Raw genomic sequence first — 13,380 nt, forward strand, 5'->3', positions numbered from 1 at the left:
GGTGTCCGCACGCGAACTGGTGGTCCTCGGCACCGCCAGCCAGGTCCCCACCCGCCATCGCAACCACAACGGCTATCTGCTGCGGTGGGACGGCGACGGGCTGCTCTTCGACCCCGGTGAGGGCACCCAGCGCCAGATGCTGCGGGCCGGTGTCGCCGCGCATGACATCGACCGGATCTGTGTCACGCACTTCCACGGCGACCATTCGCTGGGTCTGGCCGGGGTGATCCAGCGGATCAACCTGGACAAGGTGCCGCATCCGGTGGCCGCGCACTACCCGGCGAGCGGACAGCGCTTCTTCGAGCGGCTGCGGTATGCCACCGCGTACCGCGAGACGGTGCCGCTGACCGAGCGGCCGATCGAGGGCGAGGGCGGGGTGATCGCCCGGACGCCCGCGTACACCCTGGAGACCGCCCGGCTCTCGCACCCCGTCGAGTCCTACGGCTACCGCCTGATCGAGCCCGACGGCCGCCGCATACTGCCCGAGCGGCTGGCGGCGCTCGGCATCCGCGGGGCGGACATCGGCCGCCTCCAGCGGGACGGCACCCTGGAGCGGGACGGGCGCACCATCGCACTCGAGGAGGTCAGCGAGGCCCGACCCGGCCAGCGCTTCGCCTTCGTCATGGACACCCGGCTGTGCGACGGCGCGTACGCCCTGGCGCAGGGGTGCGATCTGCTGGTCATCGAGTCGACCTTCCTCGACGAGGACGAGCCGCTGGCCGTCGAGTACGGCCATCTCACCGCCGGGCAGGCTGCCCGGCTCGCCACCGACGCGGGCGTCCGCCACCTCGTCCTGACCCACTTCTCCCAGCGCTACGGCGACCCTTGCGACTTCGAGCGCCAGGCCCGCGCCGCGGGCTTCGAAGGCGAGCTCACGGTGGCCCAGGACCTGATGACCGTGGCCGTGCCCAAGCGCCGCTGAGACGGCGTCCCGGGGTCGTGCCGCGCCCCCGGGACGCCGGAGCGCGCCGCCTGGTGACGGTGGGATCGGGCACACTGGCGGCACCTGCTTTTCGACGGCCGTTTCGACGGCGACGGCACGGCGGCGGGAGCGCCGATCACGACCTGTTCGACCTGGGAGCACACGGTGACGACACATGACGGCGACGAGCATGCGGCGGGCCGCCCCCTGCTCGATCCGCTCGCGGCCGTTCGCGGGCCCGGCGATCCGGACTGCGATGTCTATCTGACCGGCACCGTCTTCCTCGACATCATCTTCACCGGCCTGGACTCCGCCCCCATCCGCGGCACCGAGTCCTGGGCGCGCGGGATGGGCTCCAGCCCCGGTGGCGTCGCCAATATGGCCACCGCCCTGGCCCGGCTGGGGCTGCGCACCTCCTTGGCCGCCGCCTTCGGCGACGACCACTACGGCGACTACTGCCGGGACGCGCTCGACCGCGGCGAGGGGATCGATCTGTCGCTGTCCCGGACGATCCCGGGCTGGCACTCCCCGGTGACCGTCTCCATGGCCTACGAGGGCGAGCGGACCATGGTCTCCCACGGCCACGAGGCGCCGCCCCCGGAGGAGCCCGCCCCCAGCTGCCCGCCCCCGGCTCGCGCCGCCATCGCCTCGCTGGTGCCCGGCCGCCGCGAGGAGTGGGTCGCGGAGGCCGCCCGCAAGGGCAGCCGGGTGTTCGCGGACGTCGGCTGGGACGACACCGGCCGCTGGGACCCGGCCGATCTCGCCGATCTGGAGCACTGCGAGGCGTTCCTGCCGAACGCGGCCGAGGCGATGAGCTACACCCGCACCGACTGCCCGCGCGCCGCCGCCCGCGCGCTCGCCGACCGCGTGCCGCTCGCGGTCGTCACCCTGGGTGCCGAGGGGGCGTACGCGGTCGACGGCCGCACCGGCGAGACCGCCGAGGTGCCCGCGATCACCGTGGAGGCCCTTGATCCGACCGGCGCCGGGGACGTGTTCGTCGCGGGCTTCGTCACCGGCACCCTGGCCGACTGGCCGCTGGCCGACCGGCTCGCCTTCGCCGGGCTGACCGCCGCGCTGTCCGTCCAGGAGTTCGGCGGCTCGCTGTCCGCGCCCGGCTGGGTCGAGATCGCCGCCTGGTGGCAGCACGCCCGCGCCTACGACGACCAGCCGCTGCGCCGTTACGCCTTCCTGGACCGGATACTTCCGGCCGCCGCCCGCCCCTGGCCACTCCGCCGGGCCGTCCCCACCATCGGCTTCCGGCAGGCATAGCAACCCCCGGGCCCGGCCGCGGCCCCGGATTCCGGGAATGGTGTGATGAGCGGGTACGGAGTAAAAGGGCTCGGGTCTTGTCGGTGCTCCGTCGTACCCTGGTAACCCAAGGTTGTCGAGCGGCGAGAACCGTTGTCACAGGAGGTAGGAGCAGGCCCGAGAGCCGGCCCATGACGCAACCAACCACAGCACGGCAGGCGCATGCGCAGTTCACGGTCCCGACGAAGCATCCGATGGTGATGGTCCTGGGATCAGGGGACTCGTTGCTGCGTGTGATCGAGAATGCGTTCCCGGCGACGGATATCCACGTGCGGGGCAATGAAGTCAGCGCGACGGGGGATCCCAAGGAAGTCGCCCTCATCCAGCGCCTGTTCGACGAGATGATGCTGGTGCTCCGCACCGGTCAACCGATGACGGAGGATGCGGTGGAGCGCTCGATCTCCATGCTGCGCGCGGCGGAGAACGGGGAGGGCACGGTGGACGAGACGCCCGCCGAGGTGCTCACGCAGAACATCCTCTCCAACCGCGGCCGCACCATCCGTCCCAAGACGCTCAATCAGAAGCGCTATGTCGATGCCATCGACAAGCACACGGTTGTCTTCGGCATCGGCCCCGCCGGCACCGGCAAGACCTATCTGGCCATGGCCAAGGCGGTCCAGGCGCTCCAGTCCAAGCAGGTCAACCGGATCATCCTGACCCGTCCGGCGGTCGAGGCGGGGGAGCGGCTCGGCTTCCTGCCCGGCACCCTTTACGAGAAGATCGATCCGTATCTGCGGCCGCTCTACGACGCTCTGCACGACATGCTCGACCCCGACTCCATCCCGCGTCTGATGGCCGCGGGCACGATCGAGGTCGCGCCGCTGGCGTACATGCGTGGCCGTACGCTCAACGACGCGTTCATCATCCTCGACGAGGCGCAGAACACGAACCCCGAGCAGATGAAGATGTTCCTCACCCGGCTCGGCTTCGACTCCAAGGTCGTGATCACGGGTGACATCACCCAGATCGACCTGCCCGGCGGGACCAAGAGCGGTCTGCGCCAGGTCCGGGAGATCCTGGAGGGCGTGGACGATGTCCACTTCTCCATGCTCACCAGTACCGACGTGGTCCGGCACAAGCTGGTCGGCCGCATCGTCGACGCGTACGACCAGTACGACAGCCGCAACGGAAAGTAATCACGAAGCCCCATGGCGATCGACGTCAACAACGAATCCGGCACGGACATCGACGAGCGGGCGGTGCTGGACGTCGCCCGCTACGCCCTGGCCCGGATGCGTATCCACCCGCTCTCCGAGCTCTCGGTGATCGTCGTTGACGCCGACGCCATGGAGCAGCTCCACATCCAGTGGATGGACCTGCCGGGGCCGACCGATGTGATGTCCTTCCCGATGGACGAGCTGCGGCCGCCCGCCAAGGACGATGAGGAGCCCCCGCAGGGCCTCCTCGGGGACATCGTGCTCTGCCCCGACGTGGCCAAGAAGCAGGGCGAGGAGGCGCCGACCGGCCACTCCATGGACGAGGAGCTCCAGCTGCTCACCGTCCACGGCGTCCTCCACCTCCTCGGCTACGACCACGAGGAGCCGGACGAGCGCGCCGAGATGTTCGGCCTCCAGGCCGCGATCATCGACGGCTGGCGCGCCGAGTACGGTCTGACCGGCCCCTCCCCGGCCCCCACCACCCGATGAGCGGGCAGCTCGTCACGGCGGCCGTCCTGCTGGTGGTCGTCGCCTGGCTGGCGGCGTGCGCCGAGGCGGGGCTCGCCCGCACCACCCGGTTCCGGGCCGAGGAGGCCGTGCGCACCGGGCGGCGCGGCAGCGCCAAGCTGATGCACGTCGCCGAGGACCCCACCCGCTATCTCAATGTCGCGCTGCTGGTCCGGGTGGCCTGCGAAGTGGCGGCGGGCGCGGTGGTCACCTACGCCTGTCTGAGCGAGTTCCCCGAGACCTGGAAGGCGCTGACCGTCGCCATCGGCGTCATGGTCCTGGTGTCGTATGTCGCCGTCGGCGTCTCACCGCGCACCATCGGCGCCCAGCACCCACTGAACACCTCGACCGCGGCCGCCTATGTGCTGATCCCGCTGGCCCGGGTCATGGGCCCGATCCCGCCGCTGCTGATCCTCCTCGGTAACGCGCTCACGCCCGGAAAGGGCTTCCGCAAGGGCCCGTTCGCCTCCGAGGCCGAGCTGCGCGCCCTGGTCGACCTCGCCGAGCAGGAGTCGCTGATCGAGGACGAGGAGCGGCGCATGGTCCACTCCGTGTTCGAGCTCGGCGACACCCTGGTGCGCGAGGTGATGGTGCCGCGCACCGACCTCGTCGTCATCGAGCGCTACAAGACCATCCGGCAGGCGCTCACCCTCGCGCTGCGCTCCGGCTTCTCCCGGATCCCGGTCACCGGGGAGAACGAGGACGACATCGTCGGGATCGTCTACCTCAAGGACCTGGTCCGCAAGACACATATCAACCGCGAGGCCGAATCCGAGCTGGTCTCCACCGCGATGCGGCCCGCCGCCTTCGTCCCGGACACCAAGAACGCGGGCGATCTGCTGCGCGAGATGCAGCAGGACCGCAACCATGTGGCCGTCGCCATCGATGAGTACGGCGGTACGGCCGGGATCGTGACCATCGAGGACATCCTCGAGGAGATCGTCGGTGAGATCACCGACGAGTACGACCGGGAGCTGCCGCCCGTCGAGAATCTGGGCGACGGCACCCACCGGGTCACCGCCCGGCTCGACCTCGGCGATCTGGGCGAGCTGTACGGGACGGATCTGGAGGACGAGGACGTCGAGACGGTCGGCGGACTGCTCGCCAAGGCTCTGGGCCGGGTGCCGATCGCGGGTGCCACGGCCGAGGTCGATGTCCCCGAGGGTGGTGCGGACCCGGCTCTCAAGGCCCTGCGGCTGACGGCCGAGTCCCCGGCCGGCCGCCGCAACCGCATCGTCACGGTGCTGGTCGAGCCGGTCCGGGAGACCGCCGCCGCCGAATCGGAGTCATAGCCGGGCCACCGTCTGACGGCGTCAGTCGGCGTTCACCGCCCCCTCTCCGCACGCCCCCACCGGGCGCTGTGCCCCCTCTCCGCACGCCCCCACGGGCGCGTCGGCGTGGCCGAGGCCCGCCCCGATGCGCCCCGTCACGCCCGCGCAGCCGGGCGCGCGGGGCCGCGCTGCGCCATACGGGTGGAAAGGACACCCGCACTCTGGCCCATCTGGCGTAGGCCCCTGCTTACTTGCAGATACCGACTGGTGGGTCGCCCATACCTCTGTCGGGGGACAGTCGGCCTGTCTGCTTGACGTAGACGGTCGGCCGTATGGGCACCCCCGTACAGATGGGCACGGCCCCCGCAGGACACCTCGCGGGGGCCGTGACGGCCCACTTCCTACCGCGACCCGGGAAGGGGCCACTCTTATGGCTGCCTCGACCACTGTGGTGACGTCCGCGCCGAACCCCTCGGTCTTCGGACAGACCGTCACCTTTACCGCGACCGTCGCCTCGGTACCACCTGGGGACTTCACCCCGACCGGTACGGTCCTCTTCACCGTGGACGGCGGCTCAGCCGTCACCGTCGGCCTCGATGCCAGCGGGCAGGCGTCAATCACCACCAGCTCCCTGACCGTGGGTCCCCACACGGTGACCGCCACCTACAGCGGTGACGCCAATCTCGACCCCTCGACGGGCTCCACCATCCAGCAGGTCAACGCGGCGACGACCAGCACCACCCTCACCGTCTCGCCGAATCCCGCGGTGTGCGGGCAGAGCGTCACGCTGACCGCCGCCGTGGAGACTGTGCCCGCGGGTGCCGTTCCCACCGGTACGGTCACCTTCATCATCAGCGACGACGGCCCGGCCCTGGTCGCGAATCTGGACGCCACCGGGCAGGCATCGGTCACCGTGGACGGCGGCGATGTGGAGACGGGCGCGCATCTCGTCGCCGCCTTCTACAGCGGCGATCCGGGCTTCAGCCCCTCCAACTCCGCCCTGGTGCCGCTCACGGTCAACCAGGCGACCTCCACGGTCACCTTCACCGCGACTCCGAGTACCTCGGTCTGCGGCGAGTCGGTGACGCTGTGCGCCCAGGTGACGGTCGAGGAGCCCGGCACCTGTACCCCGACGGGCACGGTGATCTTCTCGGTGACCGGCGGGCCGACGCTCACCGCGGAGGTCGACGCGACCGGCCAGGCGTGTGTGACGACGGACCAACTCCCGGTCGGCACCGACCCGGTGACGGTCACGTACTCCGGTGACACCGGTGTCGCGGGTTCCAGCACCACCGGGACCGTCGTGGTGAACCAGGGCACATCGACGACCTTGGTGACGGTGACCCCGGACCCGGTGCCCTGCGATGCGGAAGTGACGATCTGCGCCCAGGTGACGGTCGCGGCCCCGAGCACCTGTGTGCCGACCGGGGACGTGACCTTCACCATCTCCGGTGGTCCGACGCTGACGGGCACGCTCGACGCGAGCGGTCAGGCGTGTGTGACCACCGGCGCGCTGGGGGCGGGCAGCTACACGGTGACCGCCACCTACGAGGGCAACGGTGACGTCGCGGCCTCGACCGGGACTGGGACCATCACTGTCGACCAGGGCATCTCGTCCACCGTGGTGTCGGTCACGCCCAACCCCTCGGTGTGCGGTGAGGTGGTGACGATCTGCGCCCAGGTGACGGTCGCGGCCCCGAGCACCTGTGTCCCGACCGGGGACGTGACCTTCACCATCTCCGGTGGTCCCACCCTGACCGGCACGCTCGACGCGAGCGGTCAGGCGTGTGTGACCGCCAGCGCCATTCCTGTCGGCCCGCACACCGTGACCGCCACCTACCCGGGCAACGACGATGTCCAGGGCTCCACCGGCACCGCGGGGCTGACGGTCAACCAGGCCGCTTCCACCACCGCGCTGACTGTGAGCCCCAACCCGTCGGTGTGCGGTGAGGCGGTGACCCTGTGCGCCCAGGTGGCAGTGGTGCCGCCGGGGACCTGTGTGCCGACCGGGGATGTGATCTTCGCGATCAGTGGGGGGCCGACGCTGACGGGCACGCTCGACGCGAGCGGTCAGGCGTGTGTGACCACTACCGCCATCCCCGTCGGCAGCCACGTCGTCACCGCCACCTACGCCGGTGACACGGGAGTCGCGGGCTCCTCGACCACCGGAACGGTCCTGGTGAACCAGGGCGTCTCGACCACCTCGGTGTCGGTCGCGCCCGACCCCTCGGTGTGCGGTGAGGCGGTGACGATCTGCGCCCAGGTGACGGTCGCGGGGCCGAGCACCTGTGTCCCGACCGGAACGGTGACCTTTGCGATCAGTGGTGGTCCGACGCTGACGGGCACGCTCGACGCGAGCGGTCAGGCGTGTGTGACCACCACCGCCGTCCCCGTCGGCAGCCACACGGTGACGGCCACGTACGCCGGTTCCACGGACATCGCGGGCTCCTCCGGTACGGCGACGATCAATGTGAACCCGGCGGCGTCCACCACCACGCTGACCATCACCCCCAACCCGTCGGTGTGCGGCGAGGCGGTGACCCTGTGCGTCCAGGTGACCACCGTGCCGCCGGGGACCTGTGTGCCGACCGGGGATGTGATCTTCGCGATCAGTGGTGGTCCGACGCTGACGGGCACGCTCGACGCGAGCGGTCAGGCGTGTGTGACCACCAGCGCCATCCCCGTGGGCACGCACACTGTCACTGCCACCTACGCGGGCGGCGGAGGCGTGGCGGGCTCGTCGGCCACCGGCTCGGTCACCGTCGGCCAGGCCGCTTCCACCACGGCGCTGACCATCACCCCCAACCCGTCGGGGTGCGGTGCGGTGGTGACCCTGTGCGCCCAGGTGACCACCGTGCCGCCGGGGACCTGCGTCCCGACCGGAACGGTGACCTTCGTGATCAGTGGTGGTCCGACGCTGACGGGCACGCTCGACGCGAGCGGTCAGGCGTGTGTGACCACCGGCGCGCTGGGGGCGGGCAGTTACACGGTGACCGCCACCTACGAGGGCAACGGTGACGTCGCGGCCTCGACCGGGACCGGGATCATCACTGTCGACCAGGGCATCTCGTCCACCGCGGTGACGGTCACGCCCAACCCCTCGGTGTGCGGTGAGGCGGTGACGATCTGCGCCCAGGTGACGGTCGCGGCCCCGAGCACCTGCGTCCCGACCGGGGACGTGACCTTCACCATCTCCGGCGGTCCCACCCTGACCGGCACGCTCGACGCCAGTGGCCAGGCGTGTGTGACGACCAGCGCCATTCCTGTCGGCCCGCACACCGTGACCGCCACCTACCCGGGCAACGACGATGTCCAGGGCTCCACCGGCACCGCGGGGCTGACGGTCAACCAGGCCGCTTCCACCACGGCACTGACCATCACCCCCAACCCGTCGGGGTGCGGTGCGGCGGTGACCCTGTGCGCCCAGGTGACCACCGTGCCGCCGGGGACCTGCGTCCCGACCGGAACGGTGACCTTCGCGATCAGTGGGGGTCCGACGCTGACCGGCACGCTCGACGCCAGTGGCCAGGCGTGTGTGACCACCAGTGCCATCCCCGTCGGCAGCCACGTCGTCACCGCCACCTACGCCGGTGACACGGGAGTCGCGGGCTCCTCGACCACCGGAACGGTCCTGGTGAACCAGGGCGTCTCGACCACCTCGGTGTCGGTCGCGCCCGACCCCTCGGTGTGCGGTGAGGCGGTGACGATCTGCGCCCAGGTGACGGTCGCGGGGCCGAGCACCTGTGTCCCGACCGGAACGGTGACCTTCGTGATCAGTGGTGGTCCGACGCTGACCGGCACGCTCGACGCCAGTGGCCAGGCGTGTGTCACGACCAGCGCCATCCCCGTCGGCAGCCACACGGTGACGGCGACGTACGCCGGTTCCACGGGCGTCACGGGCTCCTCCGGTACGGCGACGATCAATGTGAACCCGGCGGCTTCCACCACCACGCTGACGGTGACGCCCGTTTCGCCGACGTGCGGCGAGGCGGTGACCCTGTGCGCCCAGGTGACCACCGTGCCGCCGGGGACCTGCGTCCCGACCGGAACGGTGACCTTCGCGATCAGCGGTGGTCCGACGCTGACCGGCACGCTCAATGCCAGTGGCCAGGCGTGTGTGACCACCAGCGCCATCCCCGTCGGCACGCACACCGTCACTGCCACCTACGCGGGCGGCGGAGGTGTGGCGGGCTCGTCGGCCACCGGCTCGGTCACCGGCAACCAGGCCGCTTCCACCACGGCGCTGACCATCACCCCCAACCCGTCGGTGTGCAGCCAGTCGGTCGAGCTCTGCGCCCAGGTGACCACCGTGCCGCCCGGGACCTGCACCCCGACCGGAACGGTGACCTTCGTGGTCGCCGGCGGTCCGACCCTGACCGACACGGTCAACATCAAGGGTAGGGCGTGTGTCACGGTCACCGGACTGGGCGTGGGCCCGCACACGGTGACGGCGACGTACAGCGGCAACACCGGGGTGGCGGCTTCGTCGGCCACCGGCACGGCCACCGTCAACTCGACGCCGACCACGACCACGGTCACCTCCTCGCCCAACCCGTCGTCGCCCGGCCAGACGGTGACCTTCACCGCGACCGTGGCCCCGGTGGCTCCGGGGACGGGAACGCCGACCGGCACCGTGACGTTCGTGATCAGCGGTGGCCCCACCCTCATCGGCACGCTCAACGCCTCCGGACAGGCCACCGTGAGCACCAACACCCTCACCAGCGGCCCGCACACGGTCACCGCCACCTACAGCGGCGACACCTGCTACAGCTCGTCGTCCGGCACGCTCGTCCAGAACGTGTCCACCGTGAACACCACGCTGACGGCGACCCCGGCGACGATCCGGCTGCGGTTCAACGGAACGCTGATCATCCCGACCTTGAGCGCCACGCTCAGGGACCAGTTCAACAACCCCCTGCCGGGGCGGACCATCACCTTCGTGGCCAACTCCTTGCTGGGGCCGATCAGTCTGGGCAGCGCCGTGACCAACGCCAGTGGTACGGCGACGCGCACCAACGTGACCGTGCCGCCGACCGTGCTCACGGCCTCGACCTACACCGCCTCGTTCGCGGGAGCGCCCGGTCTGAGCCCGGCGTCGGCCAACGCCTCACTGACGTTCCAGCCGACACCGATCCTCCCCTGAGGACGCAACGGGGGAGCCTGCCCTGACCCATCCACAGCTGCGCCGGACCGCATCCAGCGGTCCGGCGCAGCTGTGGTTCCGCGGACGTGTCAGCCGCGGCCACGGCGTCCGCGCAGGCCCAGGCCGACCGCCACCGCGATCAGCGCGACGACCGCCGCGTCCACACCGATGCCCAGCCGGACGCCGCCCAGCGTCGCGGCCGCGAAGTCCGCGCCGCCGTCGCGCAGCGAGGCGATATGGGCCGAGGCGAGGGCGCTCAGCAGCGGGATGCCCACGGTCATACCGATCTGCTGGGAGCTGGTCACCAGCCCGGTGGCCAGGCCCTGTTCATGGTCCGGCAGACCGGAGGTGGCGATGACGCCGTACGAGATGATCACCCACAGGTGGGCGACACTGGCGGTGCTCACCGCCGCCATGGCCAGCCAGGCACCGGCGGTGGCGTTCTCGCCAAGACCCACCATCACGGCCGTCAGCACCGCCTGGATCAGCATCGACCCGACCAGGGTGCGACGGGCGCCGAAGCGGCCGATCACCTTGGGCGCGACCACACCGGCGACCGCGGACAGCACCCCCTGCACACCGAAGACCAGACCGGTGATGAGCGACGACAGCTTCAACACCTCCTGGAGATACAGCGTCAGCAGGAAGATGACCGAGCTCATCATCGCGAAGGTGGTCAGCCCGGCCAGGTTGCCCCAGGCCACGGTGGGACGGCGCAGCATCGGCAGGGACACCAGCGGCTCGGCGGCCCGGGACTCCACGACGGCGAACGCCACCAGCAGCAGGGCGCCGCCGACCAGCGCCACGATCACATCGGCACCGCCGAAACCGCGCTCGGCGGCCGTCGACAGGGCGTAGATGACACCGAGCAGTCCGCCGGTGACGGTCACCGCGCCCGGTACGTCCAGCCGTGGCCGTCGCGGATGGCGCGACTCCGTCAGCAGTGCGGGGGCGACGGCCAGCACCAGGGTGCCCGCCACCGCGAGCAGCCCCATGGTGGAGCGCCAGCCGAGCGCGTCGGTCATTCCGCCGCCCAGGACCATGCCGATGGTGAAGCCCAGCGACATCAGGGTGCCGCTGATGCCCAGGGCGCGTTCGCGCTGCGGGCCTTCGGCGAAGGTGGTGGTGAGCAGTGACATACCGGTCGGCACGATGACCGCCGCGCCCAGCCCCTGGGCGGCCCGTGCGGCGAGGAAGACGACCGGGTTCCAGGCCAGTGCGGCCAGCAGGGAGGCCGCCGTGAACAGGGCGAGCCCGGTGAGAAACAGCTTGCGCCGCCCGTACAGGTCGGCCACCCGGCCGAAGAACAGCAGGAAGCCGCCGGAGGGCAGGGCGAAGGCGGTGACCGCCCACTGGAGGTCGGACTGGCCCATGCCCAGGTCCCGGCCGAGCACGGGAAGGGCCACGTTCAGGATCGAGAAGTCCAGCGCCACCATGAACTGGGCGGCGCACAGCACCATCAGGATCAGCCTGGCGCGGCCGGTCAGCCGCGCGGGCGCCGGATCGGGGACCGGGGGCCGAGCGGCGGTACCGCGCTCGGCGGTGGGGTCGGAGAGAACGGAGGGGGAATCGATCGCCATGGACAACAGATTCGAATGATCCGGGAGGACGTGGGGAGCGGGCACTTATCCTGTTGGCCGCACCACCAGCTTCGCGAGAGCATGCCGGTGAGCGCACCGGTGAGGAGGGGGACGGCGTGGCAGCAGCCGCGGAGACGACAGCGAGGACACAGACCACCGGCAAGTCACACCGCCGACAGGAGCTGCGTGACTTCCTGATGAGCCGCCGGGCCCGGGTCAGCCCCGCGGACGCGGGGCTGCCGGACGGCGGCCGGCGCCGTACGCCGGGGTTGCGCCGGGAGGAGGTCGCGGTCCTGGCCGGGGTGGGCGCGTCCTGGTACCAGTGGCTGGAGCAGGGCCGGGACATCACCGTTTCGCCGCAGGTGCTGGACGCGGTCGCGCGAGTGCTCCGGCTCAACGACCCCGAGCGCCGCCACCTTTATGTGCTGGCCGGGCTCAATCCGCCCGTCCCCGCGTCCGAGTACGGCACGGACCATCTGTGCGAGGGGCTCCAGCGGCTGATCGACGCCTGGATGCCGTTCCCGGCACACATCATGGACCGCTACTGGAACATCATCGCCTACAACGACGGTGCCGCGCTGGTGCTGGGCTTCCGTCCGGAGTTGCCGCAGAACTGCCTGATCACCTTCTTCACCGACCCGGTCTACCGGGCCCGCGCCCAGAGCTGGGAGGAGAACGCGCCCTGGGTCGTCGCCCAGTACCGCGCCTCCCTCTCCGACCACCCGGACGACGAGGGCTTCAGCGAGATCGTCGGCGAACTGTCGGAGCTGAGCCCGGAGTTCACCGAGCTGTGGGAGCGCCGGGATGTCCAGGTCGGCGGTCAGATGTACAAGGAGCTGCACCATCCGCTGGTGGGCGCGCTGCGCTTCGAGTCCACGCAGCTGCGGGTTCCGGCCCGTCCCGACCTGACGATCGTGATGCACCATCCGATGCCGATCGAGGGCACCGGGACGGGGACGGGCGGGCAGACCGTCGAGGAGACCACGGCGAAGCTGGAGTGGCTGCTCTCCCCGGAGGGACGGCGCGGCGGGATGTACTCGGTCGCGGGCTGACCCGCGGGCCACCCCACCGGCACCAGCGCCGGTCGGTGGCCCCGCATATGCTCATCCGCATGAGCGAAGCAGCGCAGCTGGACCCGGAAGACCGCAAGATCGTCACGCTGGCCCGCTCGGCGCGGGCCCGCAACGGCGTGGCCGAGGGCGCCGCCGTGCGCGACGAGACGGGCCGCACCTATGTGGCCGGTACCGTCGCCCTGGACTCGCTCCGGCTGAGCGCGCTGCGGACCGCCGTCGCCATGGCCGTCGCCAGCGGTGCGAAGTCCCTGGAGGCCGCGGCCGTCGTGACCGAGGCCGGGACCGCCCCCGACGAGGACCGCGCGGCCGTACGGGACCTGGGCGGCGCCGGTACGCCGGTGCTGGTGGCGGACCCGGACGGCACCGTGCGCGCCACCCTCCCGGCCTGACGGCATCCCCGCCGGCAGCCGGTCCGCAGG

The 13,380-nt window shown here is 71.1% G+C and carries 9 protein-coding genes; 8 read left to right on the plus strand and 1 reads right to left on the minus strand.

Features of this window, described 5'->3' with window-relative positions; all coding sequences use genetic code 11:
* Nucleotide 1 precedes the first annotated feature (1 nt).
* From JK363_RS16325 to JK363_RS16350, 6 genes are all read left to right on the plus strand, one after another.
* On the plus strand, nt 2-922 hold the full coding sequence (locus JK363_RS16325) for a ribonuclease Z (RefSeq protein ID WP_201875618.1): 921 nt from the start codon (nt 2-4) through the stop codon (nt 920-922).
* A 165-nt stretch (nt 923-1,087) separates the two neighbouring features.
* Nucleotides 1,088-2,191, plus strand: coding sequence for a PfkB family carbohydrate kinase (locus JK363_RS16330; protein ID WP_201875619.1), 1,104 nt, complete (start codon nt 1,088-1,090; stop codon nt 2,189-2,191).
* A gap of 170 nt (nt 2,192-2,361) precedes the next feature.
* Nucleotides 2,362-3,366: a PhoH family protein gene (locus JK363_RS16335; RefSeq protein ID WP_201875620.1), complete on the plus strand. Its 1,005-nt coding sequence runs from the start codon at nt 2,362-2,364 to the stop codon at nt 3,364-3,366.
* A gap of 12 nt (nt 3,367-3,378) precedes the next feature.
* Complete coding sequence (gene ybeY, locus JK363_RS16340) at nt 3,379-3,876, plus strand: rRNA maturation RNase YbeY (protein ID WP_201875621.1); 498 nt, start codon at nt 3,379-3,381, stop codon at nt 3,874-3,876.
* Nucleotides 3,873-5,186, plus strand: coding sequence for a hemolysin family protein (locus JK363_RS16345; RefSeq protein WP_201875622.1), 1,314 nt, complete (start codon nt 3,873-3,875; stop codon nt 5,184-5,186). The genes ybeY and JK363_RS16345 overlap by 4 nt, the downstream gene beginning before the upstream one ends.
* Before the next feature lie 409 nt (nt 5,187-5,595).
* On the plus strand, nt 5,596-10,308 hold the full coding sequence (locus JK363_RS16350) for an Ig-like domain-containing protein (RefSeq protein WP_201875623.1): 4,713 nt from the start codon (nt 5,596-5,598) through the stop codon (nt 10,306-10,308).
* A gap of 89 nt (nt 10,309-10,397) precedes the next feature.
* Here JK363_RS16350 and JK363_RS16355 read toward each other — a convergent pair whose 3' ends face one another.
* Nucleotides 10,398-11,888, minus strand: coding sequence for an MFS transporter (locus tag JK363_RS16355; protein WP_201875624.1), 1,491 nt, complete (start codon nt 11,886-11,888; stop codon nt 10,398-10,400).
* A 197-nt stretch (nt 11,889-12,085) separates the two neighbouring features.
* Between JK363_RS16355 and JK363_RS16360 the strand changes: the two genes are divergently transcribed.
* Together JK363_RS16360 and JK363_RS16365 are read left to right on the plus strand one after the other, a co-directional pair.
* Complete coding sequence (locus tag JK363_RS16360; protein WP_201875727.1) at nt 12,086-12,940, plus strand: helix-turn-helix transcriptional regulator; 855 nt, start codon at nt 12,086-12,088, stop codon at nt 12,938-12,940.
* A gap of 59 nt (nt 12,941-12,999) precedes the next feature.
* Entirely contained in the window at nt 13,000-13,350 is a 351-nt protein-coding gene (locus JK363_RS16365) for a cytidine deaminase-like protein (protein WP_201875625.1), read from the plus strand.
* Nucleotides 13,351-13,380: the final 30 nt, after the last annotated feature.

Origin of the sequence: Streptomyces coffeae, from assembly GCF_016741875.1 — a bacterium.
In the GTDB taxonomy this organism is placed as follows: domain Bacteria; phylum Actinomycetota; class Actinomycetes; order Streptomycetales; family Streptomycetaceae; genus Streptomyces; species Streptomyces coffeae.